The organism is Thioclava marina (assembly GCF_002020135.1).
In the GTDB taxonomy this organism is placed as follows: domain Bacteria; phylum Pseudomonadota; class Alphaproteobacteria; order Rhodobacterales; family Rhodobacteraceae; genus Thioclava; species Thioclava marina.
Genome location: NZ_MPZS01000002.1, coordinates 570656 through 589973 on the forward strand (window position 1 = coordinate 570656; position 19318 = coordinate 589973).

General features: G+C 62.1%; 16 protein-coding genes. 10 read left to right on the forward strand and 6 right to left on the reverse strand.

Annotation, left to right across the window (positions count from 1 at the left end):
- Positions 1-114: 114 nt before the first annotated feature.
- Positions 115-1077 (forward strand): helix-turn-helix transcriptional regulator, encoded by a 963-nt coding sequence (locus BMG00_RS12925; protein WP_158521726.1) that lies wholly within the window; start codon positions 115-117, stop codon positions 1075-1077.
- Positions 1078-2105: 1028 nt separating this feature from the next.
- Here BMG00_RS12925 and BMG00_RS12930 read toward each other — a convergent pair.
- The 3 genes from BMG00_RS12930 to BMG00_RS12945 form a co-directional block, all read right to left on the reverse strand.
- Positions 2106-2861 (reverse strand): isocitrate lyase/PEP mutase family protein, encoded by a 756-nt coding sequence (locus BMG00_RS12930; protein WP_078574628.1) that lies wholly within the window; start codon positions 2859-2861, stop codon positions 2106-2108.
- Positions 2858-3931, reverse strand: a complete 1074-nt coding sequence (locus BMG00_RS12935; protein ID WP_078574629.1) for a bifunctional transcriptional activator/DNA repair enzyme AdaA — start codon at positions 3929-3931, stop codon at positions 2858-2860. Before BMG00_RS12935 ends, BMG00_RS12930 begins: the two co-directional genes overlap by 4 nt.
- A gap of 209 nt (positions 3932-4140) precedes the next feature.
- Positions 4141-4686 (reverse strand): GNAT family N-acetyltransferase, encoded by a 546-nt coding sequence (locus BMG00_RS12945; protein ID WP_078574631.1) that lies wholly within the window; start codon positions 4684-4686, stop codon positions 4141-4143.
- Positions 4687-4994: 308 nt separating this feature from the next.
- Here BMG00_RS12945 and BMG00_RS12950 point away from each other — a divergent pair, with 308 nt between their 5' ends.
- From BMG00_RS12950 to BMG00_RS12970, 5 genes are all read left to right on the forward strand, one after another.
- Complete coding sequence (locus BMG00_RS12950; RefSeq protein ID WP_078574632.1) at positions 4995-5750, forward strand: OB-fold-containig protein; 756 nt, start codon at positions 4995-4997, stop codon at positions 5748-5750.
- A 46-nt stretch (positions 5751-5796) separates the two neighbouring features.
- Complete coding sequence (locus BMG00_RS12955; protein ID WP_078574633.1) at positions 5797-7482, forward strand: flotillin family protein; 1686 nt, start codon at positions 5797-5799, stop codon at positions 7480-7482.
- Between the two features lie 142 nt (positions 7483-7624).
- The gene (locus BMG00_RS12960; RefSeq protein WP_211274136.1) at positions 7625-8428 is read left to right on the forward strand and encodes an NADP-dependent oxidoreductase; all 804 of its coding nucleotides are present in this window, start codon (positions 7625-7627) and stop codon (positions 8426-8428) included.
- A 366-nt stretch (positions 8429-8794) separates the two neighbouring features.
- Positions 8795-11095 (forward strand): FdhF/YdeP family oxidoreductase, encoded by a 2301-nt coding sequence (locus tag BMG00_RS12965; RefSeq protein WP_078574634.1) that lies wholly within the window; start codon positions 8795-8797, stop codon positions 11093-11095.
- 99 nt (positions 11096-11194) lie between these two features.
- Positions 11195-11593: an amidase gene (locus BMG00_RS12970; protein WP_078574635.1), complete on the forward strand. Its 399-nt coding sequence runs from the start codon at positions 11195-11197 to the stop codon at positions 11591-11593.
- Positions 11594-11612: 19 nt separating this feature from the next.
- Here BMG00_RS12970 and BMG00_RS12975 read toward each other — a convergent pair.
- Positions 11613-12370, reverse strand: a protein-coding gene (locus BMG00_RS12975) for an IS5 family transposase (protein ID WP_093470068.1) whose coding sequence is annotated in 2 segments (ribosomal slippage) — positions 11613-12049 and positions 12049-12370 — 759 coding nt in all. Because the reading frame shifts where the segments join, the coding sequence is not laid out codon by codon here.
- A gap of 816 nt (positions 12371-13186) precedes the next feature.
- A complete protein-coding gene (locus tag BMG00_RS12980) occupies positions 13187-14695 on the reverse strand; it encodes a plasmid recombination protein (RefSeq protein ID WP_146642637.1) in 1509 nt (502 codons plus the stop codon).
- 249 nt (positions 14696-14944) lie between these two features.
- Here BMG00_RS12980 and BMG00_RS12985 point away from each other — a divergent pair, with 249 nt between their 5' ends.
- On the forward strand, positions 14945-15727 hold the full coding sequence (locus BMG00_RS12985; protein WP_158521727.1) for a YdcF family protein: 783 nt from the start codon (positions 14945-14947) through the stop codon (positions 15725-15727).
- A 95-nt stretch (positions 15728-15822) separates the two neighbouring features.
- On the forward strand, positions 15823-16389 hold the full coding sequence (locus tag BMG00_RS12990) for a glycosyltransferase (protein ID WP_078574638.1): 567 nt from the start codon (positions 15823-15825) through the stop codon (positions 16387-16389).
- Between the two features lie 337 nt (positions 16390-16726).
- Here BMG00_RS12990 and BMG00_RS12995 read toward each other — a convergent pair whose 3' ends face one another.
- Positions 16727-17206 carry a hypothetical protein gene (locus BMG00_RS12995; RefSeq protein ID WP_078574639.1) on the reverse strand — a complete coding sequence of 160 codons (480 nt, stop codon included), beginning with the start codon at positions 17204-17206 and terminating at the stop codon, positions 16727-16729.
- Positions 17207-17789: 583 nt separating this feature from the next.
- On the opposite strand from BMG00_RS12995, the gene BMG00_RS13000 reads away from it, so the two are divergent.
- Both BMG00_RS13000 and BMG00_RS13005 read left to right on the forward strand, forming a co-directional pair.
- Positions 17790-18131, forward strand: a complete 342-nt coding sequence (locus tag BMG00_RS13000) for a MarR family EPS-associated transcriptional regulator (protein WP_078574640.1) — start codon at positions 17790-17792, stop codon at positions 18129-18131.
- A 200-nt stretch (positions 18132-18331) separates the two neighbouring features.
- Positions 18332-19315: an NAD-dependent 4,6-dehydratase LegB gene (locus tag BMG00_RS13005; protein WP_245795033.1), complete on the forward strand. Its 984-nt coding sequence runs from the start codon at positions 18332-18334 to the stop codon at positions 19313-19315.
- Positions 19316-19318: the final 3 nt, after the last annotated feature.

Genomic DNA, 19318 nt, shown 5'->3' on the forward strand with positions numbered 1-19318 from the left:
CGTTGATTTCTGACTATTTTTGTAGTCTTTATGTTCCAGCCATCGACAAAGCCACTGCCCGACCTGTCGCAAAGCGCCAAAAACCTTGCCCAAACCGCCATTCTGAGAGCTTCCATGTCGGACTCGATCTTTTTGCGAGACATCGCCCGCAAGGCGCATCTGTCCGGCGCCGATTTCGGCGCGACACTTCGCGAGGATGTCGTCGCCCTGCGCGGACAACGCGATATGCGCGCCCTACCCCTTGGCCTGAAGCTGCACACACTAGACGCCCGCGCCGAGACCGATTTCACAACGCAACTCACTCGCCCGCCCGCGATGGTGCTGCATCTCGTCCTTGAAGGGGTCATCGATGCGACGGTGGGCGGCACGCCCCTCGCGCTGAGCCGCAGCGCGGGCGCACCGGTCCGGCTGGCCTATAGCGCCACCCGCACCGCCTTGCCGTTCCTGCGGCGCGCGCGCGAGGGCGATTATCTCCGAAAGGTGAATATCGTGATACCGTGGGACTGGCTTGCCGCCCGCGACATGTCTGTAGAAACGATCATGGCCGACGCGCCCCTTATGCAGGGCAGCTGGCTTGCGCAGGCGGACGAAATCGCGATGGGAGAGCGACTGGTCGCACTCGATCGCGGCGATACACAGGGCGGCGCGCTGGAGCGCGAAGCCCTCGCGCTGACGCTTGCGGGCCGGCTTCTGGAGCGCATTGCGGGGCTGTGCGGAGCCGGACACCTCACGCCGGATGAACGAAGACGCCTCGAGCGGATGGAGGGGCACGCCCTGCGCGATGGCCCTTTGCCGTCCCTTGACGAGATCGCACAATCAGGTCGGATGAGCGTTTCCTCTGCCCGGCGCCTGTTCCAGAAGGCCCATGGCCAGACCGTGATCGCGCGCCTCAGGCAATTGCGGATGGATCGCGCGACCACCGCTCTTCGTGCGGGGGCATCCGTGAGCGAGGCCGCGCGACTTGCAGGCTATCGATCGGCCGAGAGTTTCTCGACCGCGTTCAAACGGCAACACCATGAGACCCCTTCCCGTTTGCGTTCAGGTCTCACGGTCAAGTCGGGTGAATTCGAGAGCTAGGCAGCTCGCATTTCGCGAAACCTGATTTTTGCGAAAACCGAGCAGGCATTTTAGGAGTATAGCCCCGAAAGCGCAGTCCAGAACCGAGGGCATTGCGCGAGTTCTTCGAAAGCGAACGAGAGCACGAAAAGTGCCAAGCCAGCACGTGCAAACCAGCGATGATCTCGATTGGTCGAGCAAGGTCGGCGGCGGGATGACGCTGGCGAGCAAGGTCCTCTCCAAGCTGGGACAGGTCGTCGAGCGGCAGAAAAGCTGAGACCGCGACATTGGGCCCAGAGGCTTCGGCGCGTTTGCGTCCCTTGAGAAGGAAGCCGAGAATACAACTCTGGGCTGCATTTCTGTTTACTTTGAAAAAATCGCGACCTAATGTTTTCAAGCGATCCGGTTGAAGTGCCCACTCGACGGAGATGGTTTAGAACGATCTGACAGAGTGAATGCGAGAACATGGTGCTCCTTCATGGTTGGTTCCACTGTCCCCCTGCAAGGGAGATCGGAAACATCATCTGCAACGAGGGTCAGGTGAGCGGCTCGAGGGTGTCTCGCCGAAGAGCGCGCTCCAGCGCAAGACTTTCGACCGGATCGCAGTTATTCCCCCCCATATCACCGCGCGCCAGGTCCCGCTCTGGCCTGAGGGTCGCTCTCCTCCCGAGACGATCGATCGGCGGAACGCGGGGCAAAAGCGCACCGGGGGGGGGGACGTCGAGCCGCAACTGGCGGAAAACGCGCGGGGGTCCGTGTTACCTCCAACCCCGCGGAGCGCTTGCGGTCTTCGGCGGCGGAAAATCTCTCTTCTCCGTCTTCCGACCGTCAGGCGACCCGATCCTATGCGGCGACGGACGCCCTGCGCGCCAGAAAACCTCGTCAATCTCTGGCATCATACAAAACACATGGGTGACGCGCGCGGTCCCAGTCGACCGCTTGCCTCGAAAATTGCGATAGCGCTTCGGATGCCTGCCCTCAAACGCCGATTTGCCCCAAGGGATGCTACGAATACCGAAACGAGCCACGCATTGGCGCGGGGATTGCTTTCAGGCAAGGGCTTCGCGTTCCAACACGGCGACCGATCTGATGTAGGGATTGGGCCCGAAGCTGATGCGTGAAACACCAAGGCTTGCGAAGTTGCCGTCATGCTGCGGATCAGCGGCCATAACGTTAACCGGAATCGAAGTCTTCTCGCAGATGGCGCGGATCAGCGCCTTGTCCGTGAGCCCCGGCACGAAAAACCCGTCCGCGCCCACTTCAGCATAGGCTTCGGCGCGGGCGAGGGCATCGTCCACCAAACTGGCATGATCGACTTCGGGTGCTGACTTCAAAAACACGTCGGTGCGGGCATTGATGAAGGCGGGAATACCCAGAGCGTCGGCGGCAGCGCGAACAGCGCGCAGTCGCTCCACCTGAACTCCGATGCTGTAGAGGCCCCGGCCATTCACCACCTGATCCTCGAAGTTCAGGCCAATGACGCCGAGCTTCAGCAGGTGCCGGACGTTCTGATTCACACCATCGGGATCGGCAGCATATCCGCCCTCAAAGTCAACGGATACTGGACAATCCACGCTTTGCACGATCCTGTCCACCACCGCCAGCGCGCCATCGAGAGGAAGCTCCTCCCCGTCCTCGTAGCCCTGGGAGGCCGCCACGGACCAGCTGCTCGTCGCGACAGCCCTGGCTCCAGCGCGAACGACGGCCTTGGCACTGCCAGCATCCCAGACATTGTAGAGAATAATAGGGTCGTGCGGGACATGAAGGCTCCGGAACCGCTCGGCTTTGTCGATCTGTAATTTCATCTAGAACTCGCTTTGCGGGATGTCTTGAGTTGGCGTTCTATCTCGATCAGGCGCTGCTTTCGCCAAAGTCCACCGCCGTATCCGGTCAGAGATCCGTCAGCGCCGATAACCCGGTGACATGGGATCATCAGTGCGATCTTGTTTGCTCCATTGGCGCGGGCAACCGCACGCACGGCCGAAGGGCGGCCGATCTGCCGCGCGATCTCAGAATAGCTGCGGGTTTCTCCCGCCGGGATATCACGCAGCGTCTCCCAGACCTGTTGGTTGAATGCGCTGCCCGTCAGGGCGAGCGGTGTCAGGAAGCGATCTGACCGCGCAGCGAAGTAGCCGGCGAGCTCCGCCATTGCTTGTTCTGAGGGCGGCAGGGGACCGATCCCTATTCCCTCCTGCGACCCAGCTTGCAGCCGAGCCAACTCCCCAGCCAGGCCCTTGCGATCTGCGAACTCCAGCAAGTGCAAGTGAGAGCGGCTACTGACCGCGATCATGTCGCCGAGCGGTGTCGGTATCCACGTCGCCCGCAACGGCCGGTCCGCCTTCAGCGCCGCCGGAGCGCAGCCGAGAAGGCGCGCAAAGGCCATTCGAAAGGCGCTGGCTGAATCGAAGCTCGCCTCGTGCTGAGCCGTGATGACCTTGCCCCCGGCAGCCAGCGTCTCGAACCCCTCACGCAAGCGGCGCTGGCGGGCCATTTCCAGAAAGGTCATGCCGAACTGTCGCTTGAAGCTGCGCCTCACCGTTGAGGGGTCGAAGCCGAACTGTTCCACACGGGTCTCGGACCAGCGCAGGTCAGGTCGTTGGTCAAGCGCCCGAAGCAAAATGGCAATCGTCGGTTCGGCCAAGGCTGCGGCCTCGAGCGGATGGCAGCGCTTGCAGGGTCGGTAGCCCGCCTCGATACACTCCCCGATCGTGGCGAAGAACGTGCAGTTCTCTGCCTTCGGTTTTCGCGCGGGGCACGTCAGCCGGCAGAAAACGCCTGTAGAGGAAACGCAGACGAACGCCTGCCCGTCGAATCGGGAGTCGCGGGCCAGCAAAGCGGCATAGAGGGTCCGGTGGTCAGGAAGATCAAACAACATGGGGAGGGTCTACATCGGTATGATGCGCCGCGTCGCCGTTTTTCGGGCGTTTATTCTTTTTCTCGTCCGTAGGACATCTGCAATCTCCGCAAGGCTGACCCTCGACGCCGTGATGCCGAGCGACCGTCGGGAAAGGATCGTCAGCGACAGTTTCGGGAACCAGCGTGGCTGTGTCGTTCACTGCAGGACCGCAAGTCCGCCTTGAGCCCTTACCGGACCTTGGAGCAGATGACGCAGTCGCGGGGCGCTTCGGAAATGTTGGGGTGCCGGAAGTAGCGCCGCAGGATGCCCTCGCGCTCCATACCCGCTTTTTCCATCACTCGGGCAGACGCAAGATGATCCACGTCGCAGAAAGCTTCCGCCCTGAAAATCATGGGGTGAGCGAGCGCCTGTTCCACGAGCCAACGCATCACCTCTGTTGCGCAACCCTTGCCCCATGCCGATCTCCGCAAAACGTAGCCGTAGTTCACCCTATGGCCAACCACTTTGGGGTGAAACATGCCAAGGAAGCTTCCGCTTTTGCGGTCGAATGCGACAACGGGAAAGTCGCTCCCGAGGTCCCATTCCGCGGCCGCAATTTCCAGAAATGCGGACGTGTCCGCAAGGCTTCGATGAGGCTTCCATCCGAGAAATCGTGTGACCTCCGCATCGGTGGCGTAGCTGTCGAAAATGGCTTGTGCGTCATCCACCTTCACGCGGCGGAGGAAGTAGCGGGCTGTCTCGAACTCTTCTGGCAGGCGATAAGGTGTGCTCATCCATCCACCCTACCGATGGTATCGAACACGGCAAGCTGTTGAAGTCTGGATTGTCCGCGAAGCGGTCGAACACGAACCTGGCGAGCCTCCTGCTTTTTCTCGTGGATAATAGGGAAAAATTTCTTTCACCGAAGAGCGCCACAAGCCCGAGGTGCGAAAGGCGAGACACGACTGGGAGCGTCGCCAGGAGGTCATGCGCGCGCTTGACCCAAATAACGGCCGCCTCAGCCGCATGTAAGACTTGATTGCGGCTGCCCGTCGGTCAATTCTGCGGCCAATTGATTTTCCTTCGGAATGCTTTCTGACCGATGTCCTTTCTTGGTAGCCCCGAGCTCTTTCCCTTCCTGATTTCTGCGGGGCTGGTGGTATTCCTTCTGCTGCTGGAACTCCTCCTGCTCACCACTGGCCTGTCGAGCGCGGGCGACGGAACGGATCTGGCCGACGCACCCGATCTCGAGGTCGATGTGACCACGATGAGCGCCCCGGAACTGGCCGCCGAACTCGATCTGCCCGATGAGATCGCGCTGCAGATCGAGGCGGATCTGGAAGGTTATGACGTGCCCGAACCCAACACGGCAGGCGAGGTGTCGGGCCCCTCCGCAGGCGGCATCCTCGACATTCTCGGGATCCGGAAAGTGCCGCTGACGGTCTGGCTGGCGCTGTTCTGCGCGCTCTTCGCCGGAGCCGGGCTGGTCCTGCAGACCGCGCTCTGGAGCACATTGGGCTGGATGCTGCCTCGGATCGTCGCAGTGCCGCTGGCGCTCGTGCCCTCGCTGGCCTTCACGCGGTCGCTGGCGGGAATGATCGCCCGTCTGATCCCGCGCGACGAGACCTCCGCGATCTCCGAGCGCAGCCTGGGACGGCGCCGGGGCGTGATCACCGTCGGCACCGCCCGGCGCGGCAGTCCGGCGCAGGTGCGCATCACCGACGGGTTCGGCAACACCCATTACGCGATGCTCGAACCGCTCTCCGACAGCGACGTGCTCGCGGAGGGCGCGGAGGTTCTGGTGCTGCGCCTGCCACGGGGCGAATTGCGCCTCGTCGGGATCGGCGAGCCCGCCTGAGACCCGATTTCACACATCATTCATCGACCAAAACAGGACCCTTTCCATGCCCCTCATCTTCGGCCTCGCCTTGCCACTCATCCTGATAATCCTCGCCTTTCTTGTCGTGGCAATGGCATTCTCGCGCATGTACAAGCGCTCCACCCGCGAGGTGAGTCTGGTCAAGACCGGCACCGGCGGGCGCAAGGTGATCATCGACGGCGGCACGCTGGTGATCCCGGTGTTGCACGAGGTCACCCGGATCAACATGCGCACCACCCGGCTTGAAGTGCGCCGTGACGGCAACTCGGCCCTGATCACGAAAGACCGGATGCGCGTCGATGTGGGCGTCGAGTTCTACGTCACGGTTCAGGCCACCGAAGAGGGGATCGCGCGGGCAGCCCAGACGCTGGGCGACCGGACCTTCGACGAGCGCGCGCTGCGCGAGATGGTCGAGGGCAAGCTGGTGGACGGCCTGCGCGCCGTCGCCGCGAAGATGGATCTCGACGATCTGCACGAGAACCGGGCGAATTTCGTCCAGCAGGTGCAGCAGACGGTCACCGAGGATCTGCGCAAGAACGGTCTGGAACTGGAATCGGTCTCGCTCACCGCGCTCGACCAGACGCCGCTCGACGGGCTCGACGAGAACAATGTGTTCAACGCCGAGGGCCTGAAGAACCAGGCGGAACGTATCGCCGAGAGCCGCAAGCAGCGAGCCGCGATCGAGGCGGAGGCCGAAGTGGCCGTCGCGCGTTCCCGGCAAGAGGCAGAGGTCAAACGCTACGAGGTCGAGCGCGAACAGGAAGAGGCCCGCGTCGCGCAGCGCGTGAAGATGGAAGAGCTTTCGGCCCGCGAAGCCGCCGAGAAGGCGCGCAAGCACGAAGAGGCCTCGACCGCCGCCGAACAGGCCCGGATCGCGCGCGAGAAGGCGATCGAGATCGCCGAGCAGGAACGCCGCCGCGCCATCGAGATCGCCGAACAGGATCGCCAGATCGCGGTGTCGGAGAAATCCGAGGCCGAGAGCCAGGCCCGCGCGCGCGCCGATTTGGCCAAGGCCGATGCGATCAAGGCCACCGAGTCGATCGAGACCGAGCGTCGCGTCGCCGAGGGTGAGCGTCAGAAACGCCTGACGATCCTCGCCGCCGAGGAAGAGGCCGAGAAGAACGCGACCTCGATCCGCGTGGCGGCCAAGGCCGAGCGCGAGGCCGCCGATGACCGCGCCGCCGCGATGCGCGAGCTGGCGCAGGCCGAGGCGGACAAGGTGACGATCCGCGCCGAGGCCGCGAAGCGCGAGGCTTTGGCCGAGGCCGACGGTCTGCGCGCTCAGAAGCTCGCCGAAGCCGAGGGCACCCGCGCACTTGCCGAGGCCGAGAACGGGCTGTCGGGCTCGATCATCGACTTCCGTCTCGCCAAGGCGCGGCTCGACGCGATGCCGAAGATCGTGGCCGAGATGGTCAAGCCCGCCGAGAAGATCGGCGGCATCACGATCCACAAGGTCGACGGGCTGACCGGCGCGGGCGCGGCGGGCGGCGAGGGCACGTCGGCTTCGGGCGGGGACGGGCTCGTCAATCAGGCCTTCGACGAGATGCGCAAGATGGCCTTCCAGCTTCCCGCGCTCGATGCGATCGGCAAACAGGTGGGACTGAACATGGACAAGGGCATGAACGGGCTGCTCGCCGAGATGATGCCGAGCCCGGCTGAGGCCCCTGCCCCCGCCGCCACGTCCGAGGACGTCCCCGAGCAGCCGCAGTAAGTCCCGGCACTCAAGACATCGGATGACAGCGGCGCCCCGCTGTCATCCGCCTTCACGCGGCGGGGATCAGCCCCCCGACTGATATCTGCGCGACGGTTACAAGAAGCTGCCGCCGGAATGGCGCCCCGAGGTGCCCTTCCCGGTGATCCTCAGGACGGATGTATCCGGGGAAGTCGAGGCCGTGGCGTCGGATGTTGAGGACTTCGCAGTCGGAAACGAAGCCTTCTCCATGGTGCGGTCCCCGAGTTTCGGCGACAGCCGGGCCAACGCGCAATACGTTACCGCGCCCGTATCGCACGTCGCGCACAAGCCCGCCGAACTCTTGCATATCGACGCCGCCGCCGCGCCGATGGCGCTACTCACGGCCTGGCAATTCCTGTTCGAGCCGGACCACGATCACCCCAACCCGCTTCAACCGGGCCTGCACCGGCCGGTCCCGCTCGAAGGCCGCAAGGTGCTGATCATCGGCGCGGCTGGCGGGGTCGGGCATTTCGCGGTCCAGATCGCCAAGCTGAAAAGTGCCCATGTGACCGCCGTGGCCTCGACCACGCATGAGGCATTCCTGCGTGATCTTGGGACCGATGCCTTCATTGACTATACTCAGAGCCCACCCGAAAAGGTGGCGCGCGACCTCGACCTGGTGCTGGACATGCTTGGCGGCCCGAGCACCGGGCGCTTCCTGCGCATATTGAAGAGAGCGGGCGCCCTGTTCCCGGTCTTTCTCGGCTTTCGGGACACCGAAGAGACAACGGCGCGCGGCGTGACTGTTTCGGCGACCCAGGTCCGCTCCAGCGGGGCGCAACTGCAGGAACTGGGTGTGCTTCTGGCTGATGGAACGATCCGTGCCGCCATCGACAGCACCTGGCCGCTGGAGGAGGCCAGCGCTGCGCATGAGCGGGCCGCCAAGGGGCATATCCGGGGCAAAATCGTGCTGACCGTTGCGTGACAGATCGCACGGGTGTTCGGGAACGGATAGCGCAATGTCACCTGACACGAAATTGCCCCACGCCCTCCCGGTGCCCCAGAGCGGGTCCGCCCGAAGGGCTCGAAACGTTGCTGCGCAGCCAGGAAGATCCGGGTTCGCGGCCAAATTCGTTCAGCCCGGCCCAAGCAGCCCAGCCCGAGGCATTTGCACATCAACGGCCTCCACGCAGGGCGGAGCGCATTTGTTCAGCGAGCAGTTTCAGGCGATCTCGAAGGCGACGGCAAGCAATCTGGAGAATGTCAGTGGAGGCCGCGTCCGCAGCGCGCGACAACGTGAAGGAACCCGCGTCGCGCTTTCCTGTTTTCCAACGAGCCGCAGGAGGATCCGATGACCAGAACCACGCCGCCCCGCCATGACGCAACCAAACAGGACGAGGGCTTGCCGTATTTCGACCATCCCTCGGGCGGCTGGGGTTCGCTGAAGGGAGTTGCCAAGATCTTCGGCGACGTCCGCAAGGACAGTGAGGCCTTCCGCATTCTCTACGAGTTGAACAAGCCCAAGGGGGTCATGTGTTCCTCCTGTGCCTGGGCCAAGCCCGCCAACCCACATGCCGCTGAATTCTGCGAGAACGGCGCCAAATCCGTGCTGTGGGAGCTCGACCAGCGCCGCGTCGGCGCCGATTTCTTCGCCGAGCATACCGTGGCCGAGCTGAAGACCTGGCCTGATCACGACCTGGAGGCCGCGGGGCGCCTGACCGAACCGATGCGTTATGACGCCGCCAACGACCGCTACCAGCCGGTCGGCTGGGACGAAGCTTTCACCGCCATCGGCGCCATCCTCAAAGCGATGGATCCGAAGGAGGCCGTTTTCTACGCCTCGGGTCACGCGGGGCTGGAGGCCTCTTACCTTTATGCCCTCTTCGCCCGGGCGATGGGGCATCAGAACCTGCCGCAATCGTCGAACATGTGCCACGAGACCACCAGCGTGAACCTGAAATCCTTCATCGGCACGCCGGTCGGCACCTGCACTCTGGAAGATTTCGACCATTGCGACGCGATTTTCTTTTTTGGTCAGAACACCGGCACCAACTCCCCCCGCTTCCTGCACACTCTGAAGGCAGCAGTGAAACGAGGCTGCAGGATCGTCACCTTCAACCCGTTGCGCGAACGCGGGCTGATCGAGTTCGTTGATCCGCAGAACCTCGGCCAGATGACCTTTGGCAAGGCCACGCGGATCTCCGAGCAATATTACCAGCTCCGCCCCGGCGGCGACATCGCGGTGCTGGCGGGGATGATGAAATGTGTCCTCGCGGCCGAGGATGCAGCCCCGGGCAGCGTGCTGGACCGGGACTTCATCGACACGCACACCACCGGGTTCGCCGAGACCGAGTCCGCCGTCCGGGCAGCCCGCTGGGAGGAGATCGAACGTCACTCGGGCCTCACCCGCGCGATGATCGAAGAGGCGGCGGAGGTCTACCTCTCGGCGAAGAACGTAATCGGCATTTACGGCATGGGGATGACCCAGCACGTCAATGGCTGGCTGAACCTTGGAATGTATTGCAACCTTCTGATGATGAGGGGGAATATCGGGCGTCTGGGCGCTGGGATCTCGCCCGTCCGAGGCCATTCCAACGTACAGGGCCAGCGCACCGTCGGGATCGGCGAGAAATCGGCGCACATGCCTGCCGAAAAGCTGCGCGAGCTCTTCGGGATCGAAGCGCCGAAGGAGGACGGCATGAACGCCGTCATGGCCTTCGAAGCGCTGCTGGAGGGCCGGGTCAAGGCGCTGATCTCGCTCGGCGGCAACCTCGTGCGAGCGATGCCCGACCGGGAGCGGATCGAGGCGGCCTATCCGCAGCTCGACCTTTCGGTCTCGATTGCGACGAAGCTCAACCGCTCGCATCTCGCGCCCGGCAAGGCCGCCTACATCCTGCCCTGCCTCGGACGCGCGGATGCCGACATGCAGGCGAACGGACGGCAGGCGACCTCAATGGAGGATACCTTCTCGCATATCTACGGATCGATCGGCGCGGCAACGCCTCCCTCGCCCCACCTGCGCTCGGAAACGGCGATCGTCGCCGGGCTGGCAAAGGCGACGCTGCCGGCGAACGACCGGCTCGACTGGGATGGCTGGACCGCCGACTACGGGAAAGTGCGCGACCTGATCGCCGAAACCTTCCCCGACGATTTCGCCGATTTCAACGCACGGCTTCATCAGCCAGGCGGTTTCTACCGTGGCAATCCCGCGCGCGAGCGCACCTGGAAGACCGAGAGCGGCAAGGCCGTCTTCACCCCGCCCGAGACGCTCTCGGCGCTGGGTCAGGCACCGGAGGGAGAACGCGAGATGACGCTGATCACCCTGCGCTCGAACGACCAGTTCAACACCACGATCTACGGATATTCCGACCGGCTGAGAGGGTTGGAGGGCGACCGGATGATCGTGCTGATCCACCCGCAGGAAATGGCGCGGCTCGGCCTTGTCGAGGGCGCCAAGGTGGCGCTGAGCTGCGCCGTGCAGGACGGGGTGAAACGCCGGATCGATGACCTCAGGGTGACGGGCTACGACCTGCCGATGGGCTGCATCGCCGGCTACTATCCAGAGCTTAACCCGCTGGTTCCGCTGGGTTACCATGAAAAGAATTCGAAGACCCCCGCCTACAAGGGCACGCCCGTGATCGTGGAGCCTTAAGGAAACTCGAAATGGGGAGGTCTTTCCGGGATCCGTCCCCCGGAACGGCGAACTTCACCCTGTCCGCGCGCACGGATGTCAGATGTCAGATGTCAAAGGTTGGCTTCGTCAATCAATCGGCTTGCCCCCATCCGCTCCCTCGCCCCCGATGCGATCCCGCGCGCGCTGATCCGCCGGGCAGAGATCGCGCGGGAATGGGCGCTTTTCGTGGAGCGCTACCCGCTGGTGCTTCTGGCACCGAGCGCGGACCTGCCCTTCGCCGACAATCTCGATCTGGGTAGCGAGGCCGATTTCAAGCGCGTCTGGGAGGCGCAGCGGGCGATGATCGGCCTGCCGGTCACAGGACTTTCTGCGCTGGCGCTGGCGACGGGAGCGACGCCCGACGGCGCGCCTCTGGGCATCCAGATGGTCGCCGGGCGGTTCCGCGAGGATATATTGTTTGAAGCGGCCGCGCAGATCGAGGCGCGTTCGAGTCCGGTGGAAATCGCCCTGCTCTAGGGTCTGGACTCATTGAGTTTCACAGCCAGAACATGACGGTGGCAGCGAGGGCGACGGCGGAGAGGAAGACCTTTGGGCACCTGTCGTAACGGGTGGCAACGCGCCTCCAGTCCTTGAGCCTGCCGAACATGATCTCGATGTGGTTGCGGCGTCTGTAGCGTCGCTTGTCGTATTTGACGGGCTCGCCGCGGGACTTCCGGCCCGGGATGCAGGGCGTGATCCCCTTGTCTTTCAGGGCGTGGCGGAACCAATCCGCATCATAGCCTCGGTCGGCGAGCAGCCAGTCCGCCCGAGGCAGGCTGCTCAGCAGCGCCGCCGCACCGGTGTAATCGCTGACTTGGCCGGCCGTCATGAAGAACTTGAGTGGGCGGCCTGTGGCATCCGTGACGGCATGCAACTTGGTGTTCATACCGCCCTTGGTCCTGCCAATCAGGCGTCCACGCCCCCCTTTTTCAACCGCAGGCTCGACGCCGTGCGATGGGCTTTCAGATATGTCGCATCGATCATGACAGTCTTCTGATCTGTCGCCTCCGAGGCCAGTCCCTCGAAGATCCTGGCAAACACGCCCATCTCGCTCCAGCGCTTCCACCGGTTGTAGAGCGTCTTGGGCGGGCCATACTCCCGGGGCGCGTCGCACCACCGCAACCCATTGCGATTGATGAATATTATGCCGCTCAGAACGCGCCGGTCATCGACCCTCGGCTTACCATGGCTCTTGGGGAAGAACGGCTTCAGCCGCTTCATCTGTTCGTCCGTCAGCCAGAAAAGATTGGTCATGAAGCCCCCACCTGTTTGGGAGCGTGAATCACGCCGACAGGACGGAATCAAGAAATTTAATGGGTCCTGACCCTACAAACTTCCGATTGCCTTTGCCCAACATGTTCTTTCCAGATTCATGCCCCCGCAACCAGAACCTCATAAAACAAGTCCGCTCGAATACTATTACCGTCTATGGCCAATCACAAGGCACGCAGACGTGTGCACCTTGGCCGGAACGGAAAGCATTTGGGCACCAAGCATAGTTAACGCCTTAACAGAAAACTATCTAGAGCCATTCGATGAACCTTCTGAATATCGCCAATACTTCCTAAATCAGCTTGCCCGGCAACGATCGAGCGCGAGATAAAGCAGCTGGAACTGGCACTCAAAAACCCTCATGGGTTTTTAAGCTCCATTGTCGGCGCATGGCTGTCTTTGAGCCATCAGTGCGACATCTCGTGGGGTCTCTGGACAAGCATCCTCCGTCGTTCGATCGGCTTCGTTCTTCGAGAAGATTGACGGAGCTGAGAAGAACGGCGATTGAAGAAACCCGCGAGAGAGCACGTGCACAACTCGCCCTCCCTGATGCTCGATCAACGACATGCCGCACCCGAACTGCATATAATCGAGCACTTTACTGGCTGTGGGAAAGATGGGGCGAACCCAGATTTACCGAAAGTCGAACTGAGTAGGTCGGTAAAGGGACGCAAGCCATACCCCTGAAGGAAAACTTCTTTGCCGAAGGAACCATTTCAGCTCAAAAGCAAGGAAGACCGCTCCTGATCGTCAGTTTCACAAGCTAGGGACATTCTGGCGCAAGAACGCTCCAGCAACCTACCCCATTCCCGGCCCCTCAATCTCGTCATCCTGCGACGGCTGCATCACCCCAGCCTCCCCAGCCCGCACGATGAGATCGAGAACAGCTTGGATCATCCAGTCCTCCTTCTTCTTACCGAGTTCCTTGAGGCAGCGCGGCATATCCTCGATCACAATGGAGCCTTCCGAGATCTGAGCACGGCCTTCGGTGAGCGCGGTTATGACCTCGCCGACGGCGGCGTGCTTCTCTGCGAACTCCCGGTCTCTTCTATCAAGCTCTCTGGATCGTTGATCTACTCGAGACCTGATATCCACGAGCCCAAGCATGGGGCGCAAGAGCCCCATGCGCAGCTCCTCCGGGAGCGCCCGTAGAAGACACGCGTCCTTCATCACGAGCTTGCCCGTCTTGGGGTCGCGCCGCAGGGTTTCAGCTGAAATTTCCGCAAGGGCCCCCTCCATTGCAGCAAGCGCGGCCCGGTAGGTCGATTGGGTTTTCTCGGCCTCGGCGCGCACCGCCTCGACCTCGTCCTCACGCTTGACAAGTTGGTCTGCGGCTAAAAGCTGCGCCCGTCGCTCCCTGGCAAGATCTGCTTTCTCTTTGTCGATACTCGCTTCCCGGCGGTCGAGCCCATCTTCACGCTTTTGCTGCTTGTCCTCTCGCCCCCGAATATCCGCATCCCGCGCATCGAGTGCCCGCGCGCGGGCCTCCATTTCCGTCTCCTGTGACGCCAAGGAAATGCGCTCGGCGCGCTTCTCCTCGCTCACACGATCGAGATCTCTGCGCCCCTCGTCGATCTCGGCCTGAAGCTCTGTTTTGGCACCCTCCAACGCAGCGAGCGTCGCTTCCCGCTCCGCGATTTCGCGCGGCAAATCCTGATGAAGTCTCCGCACGCTCCGATGAAGCGTGTCGACATAATCCGCACCGGCGGCAAGGCGGTCGAGCTTACGATTCCCGCGCTCGATTCCCGGGCAGAAGCGCGCGAGCACGCGGTGCGTAAGATCCTGGATCGAGACAGTGACATCGCGCTTGATTTTGTCGCTGAGCGCATGCCCGAAACGGTCATAGGCGCGTAGCAAAAAGTGCGCGTGGATCGTCGTTTCGTCGAGATGGACGACCAGTGACTCCACCTTTGTGGCGAGCCGCTTGGCGAGGCTCCGGACAAGCTTCTTAAACGCCTTGTTCTGCCGCTTCGGCGAGAGCTTCATGAAATCTCGTGCTGCAAGCACGCCGAAAGTGATCACCCCTCGCAAAACCACCGCCGCGTTCGATTTCATCTTGCGCTGCCGACCGGCCTGTTCGCGGAGCCGCGCATTCTCGGCGCGTACTTGTGTAAGCGGACGCAACTGGATCAGCACGCGGTTGTCGCCCAGCTTCGTCTGGTCGACATAGGCGGGGATGTGCCCCAACCGATAGTCATGCATGCGCTGACTCTTCGCCTTTGAGAGAGTGCAGGTTTGAATACGGGTCGACGCGGCCCGGGGATTGGAGCGCGCCAGATCGGCGTGAGGGTTCGCAAGGTCTTTCATGGGACCCAGTGTCCCTTGCCGACCTGAAAATTCCGGTCGGAAAATTTCAGGAAAATTCCATTCTCACTGTCGGACAGCGTTTGGACAGACAGACCTACTAGGGATAACCTTTTCGGAGAGGAGCATTACACACTGCTCCCTTCGGGAATCGAACCGCTTGCAGCGAGAGTTATGCGCGTTGTTTCGTTGGCCGGAAGATTTCGAAACAGTGCGATTGCAGACCAGCACGGAAGCGCCGAAAAGGGCCCCATGGATACGCTCGTCTTCATCGCCTCCAAGCTCCTGACCCTCCTGCTGCGCGCAGAAACCTGGGCAGCGCTCTTGCTCGCAGCCGCACTGATCGCGCTCGTGAGGGGGCGCCTGCGCGCCGCGCGCGGGATGCTTTCCGTAGCGCTGGCGGGCCTTCTGGCTCTGGGGATCTTTCCCCTCGGCGATCTCCTCATCGCGCCCCTGGAGCGAACCTATCCGGCCAACCCGCAGCTCACCCATGTCGACGGGATCATCATCCTGGGCGGTGCGGAAGATGGCGCAGGCACAGCCCGCCACCATCAGGTTCAACTCAACGCGGCCGCCGAGCGCGTCACTGCAGGCCTAGCCCTCGCACATCGCTTTCCCGATGCCAGGATCCTGCTCTCTGGCGGCAGCGGCGACCTGCGCGACCTTGCCCGAGAGAGCATGCCCGGCGCCGAGGTCATGGCCGCGGCCTTTCGCGAAACGGGTATTCCACAGACCCGGCTCCTTCTCGAGAGCCGCTCGCGCAACACCTCCGAGAACGCGCGTTTCAGCGCCGATCTCGCGCAGCCCAAACCGGGTGAGACCTGGGTCCTCGTCACGAGCGCCTTTCACATGAGGCGCGCGGTAGCGAGCTTTGAGCGAGCCGGATGGGATGACGTGATCCCCTACCCTGTCGATTATCGCGCAGATGGGTTTCTCGATGGCATTGGCTGGGATCTCGCAGGCCATCTCGACACGGTGGATCTTGCGGTCAAGGAATGGGTTGGCATCGCGGCTTACGCGGCGAGCGGGAGATAGCGCCGCCACGACCCGGAGCGAGCAGAGCCCAGTTTCATCCTGCGAAGAGAGCGCCTATAGACAGATCAAACTATTTTTCCTTGCCGCCCTTTCCCATGAAGATCACCGTCATCACCGCCGTCTACAATTCTCAAGCCACCGTCGGCGAGGCGATCGAGAGCGTCGGGCGGCAGCCCCATCCCGAGCTCGAGCACCTGATCATCGAGGGCAAGTCGACGGATGGCTCGCTCGCCGCCATCGAGCGCGCGTCGCATGACCGGATGTTTCTGGCAAGCGAGCGTGACAAGGGGATCTATGATGCCCTCAACAAGGGCGTGGCGAAAGCCTCCGGCGATGTCCTGGGTTTCGTTCACAGCGACGACTTCCTCGCCCATGACGACGTGCTCTCCCGCATTGCCGCCGCATTCGAAGACCCGCGGGTCAAAGCGGTCTTCTCCAATCTCGACTATGTCTCGCAAGCGACAGGTCGATCCGTCTATATCCCCGAAGTGCTCTACAAGATGCGCCTGGGCGGTGTGAGCAATCGCAACCTTGCGCGCATTCGCGAGAAGATGGGCGAGGATTGGCGCGCGATCCGACGCAACAAGGTCGGCTGCGTTATGACGCTTGCGAGCAAGAACCTCTCGAAGCTGGGACAGTTCTTCGAGCGGCAGAAAAGCTGACTCACGAGAGATGCGCCTAGAAAGAGGCGGTGCACTTTCGTGCCTTCCAGCGGCAGAAAATATTTCAACCTCTGGTTGTATTTTTGTTTACTTTCGTATCTTAGGCGAATAGTATTCCAAAGCGATCCGGTTGCTTTGTCCCCTCGCAAGGGGGATCGACAACGAAAGCATACCGAACAGTTCAGAGGTCTCTCGAAGGGAAGATTTGTGGACCGGAAGGTGCAAAACCGGATCGCGCCTAATTCCCCCCCCCACCACCACGCGCCGAGACAGCTCTGACCGCAAGCCGGATACTCCGTATCCTCGCGTGCCGATCGGTCGGCGCAACGCTCGATCTTCAGTCGATACGGCAAACGGCCAGGTTGACTGGACACCCCATGTATCCCCAACCGCACTTAATCAGAAACACCGATCGAATAATCACGAAACGCTCGAACAGCTCACTTCGTTGCTCTTGCGCCCTATTGACTCGAGGCCGAAAGCTCACAACAGACCATCTCCGACGGAACGTTATTCTCAGCCTCTGGAACCGCCTTCCAGCGCTCAACACGGAGGTATCGACATAATTTTGCGAAGCCGGGAGGTTTTCGAGCGCTTTTACAGGCTCGTTTTCGCGCGCCTTGGCTAAACTGAGATCATAGATCAAGCTAAGTAGAAATTGCTGCTCGACATTTCCAACCTCGCCGACCCCGGCCGATGCCGGGATGTGACGCCCCTCGCGCTCAGCCTCGCCTACACCAGCGCGGAAATCGCTGCGGCTTGGGAATACTGCGATCGCAAGGCGCGTCGCACGCATCCGCCCGGCGATTTCGCTCATGTTGGGCGCTCCTTCGCCGCGAAGTGAACGACGTCGGTCGTTTTCTGCCGGAAGCCTTCGGCCAGGTGGCCCTTCTCCGAGATGATCGCCGCGCGAACCGCCACTCACTGCGCAGAGCTTTTCGACGTCGACGAGGTCAAGCACGTGACGCGATTGGCCCGTGCTTTCGAGCGCCCCTGCGCCGGGGAAACGCTCGAGGATTTGCACCGCCCCCTCACCCACTCCATTCGGGCGCGCCAGACGGGGTCTTGATGCGTTTCTCGTGCAACCCGCAGGGTCTAGGGCACGGCAGCATCACAATCCGTCGCGACGGAAGACACGAGGCAGTCAGAGCGGACCGAGAACTCCGGAAGCTCCGACTGCGCATAATCTCGCCACCTCCGAGAAACCCGCGATCACACGGCCGTGAACTCCATTGCCGGATGAGGCGATTTGCATAAACACCCTTTTAGCGAGTGCAGCATTCTGCTATCGCTCATCTTTGAACGATGTCGGATCTTCGACACCTACCTGCGAACGCCTCTCCTGTCAGGCTGACCCGAGTCAGCGCTGCTGCGGTAGCCTGCAAGAATGCGGCCTTCTGATGCCAGGCCAGCGCGACAAGATCCAGGAAGATGTCCGTTTTCGTGTCCTGCGCCTTCTCGAGGAAAATCCGGAACTGTCGCAACGCGAGCTGGCAGAGGCGGTCGGCGTGAGCACGGGAAGTGCGAACTACGTGTTGAAAGCTCTGGTGGAAAAGGGCTTCGTGAAGCTCGGAAACTTCAAGGCCGCAGAAGACAAGAGACGTTACGCCTACCTGTTGACGCCGAAGGGGGTGGCGGAGAAGGCGGCGATTACGCAGCGGTTTCTGTCGAGGAAGATGGTGGAATTTGAGGCGCTTAAGGCGGAGATTGAGGCGCTCAGGTCCGAGGACAAAGAAAAGTGAAAAGGGTCAACAGAGCGCATGTCCATAGGATCTCGAATTTGCGCAGCTATTTATTGCGCTCTCCGTAAAAGGCGGGTTCGCCTACGGACAACTTCCAGCAGCAAACAGTATCGCTTGCTTAAGGCACAACTGAAAACACGCACCGAATATAACTAGCTAGAGAGTGAAATTTGATGTCCAAGTCATTTGGAAAAGTGCTTGTGACCGGCGCTGACGGTTTCATCGGCTCCCATTTAACCGAGGCGCTGGTGCGCGCGGGCTACGACACCCGCGCCTTCGTGATGTACAACTCGCTGAATTCGTGGGGCTGGCTAGACCGTCCCGCCGAGGACGTGAAGGGCAACTTCGAGGTCGTCGCGGGCGACATTCGCGACCCGCATGGCGTGGCCAACGCCATGGAAGGCTGCGACGCGGTGCTGCATCTCGCGGCGCTGATCGCGATCCCCTTCAGCTACCATTCGCCGGACAGCTACGTCGCGACTAACGTCACCGGCACGCTGAACGTGCTGCAAGCGGCGCGACGGCTGGGGACGCAGCGAGTGATCTCGACCTCGACCTCGGAGACCTACGGCACGGCGCAATTCGTGCCGATCACCGAGGAGCACCCGGTCAACGCGCAGTCGCCGTATGCCGCAACCAAGGTAGCTGCCGACCAGTTGGCGCTATCTTTCCAAAAAAGCTTTGGCACGCCAGTGGCGGTGCTGCGCCCGTTCAACACCTACGGCCCGCGCCAGTCCGCTCGCGCGGTGATCCCGACGATCATCAGCCAGATTGCCGCGGGCGAGCGCCGCATCAAGCTTGGCGCGCTGAGTCCGACGCGCGACTTCACTTTCGTTCATGACACCGCGCAGGGCTTCATCAAGGCGATGGAATGTGACGCATGCGTCGGCGAGGCCACAAACATCGGGTCGGACTTCGAGATTTCCATCAAGGACACCGTCGCGCTGATCGCCGAGGTCATGGGCGTTGAGATCGAGATCGTGTCCGATCAGGAACGCATGCGCCCCGCAGACAGCGAGGTGGAACGTCTATACGCCGGGGTCGACAAGGCGCGCCGCCTATTCGACTGGGCGCCGGAGCACGGCGGGCGCGACGGGTTCGCCAAAGGCATCGCCAAGACTGCCGAGTGGTTTCAGGCCCCGACTAACCTGGCCGCCTACAAGACCGGCCAATACAACGTCTGAGGC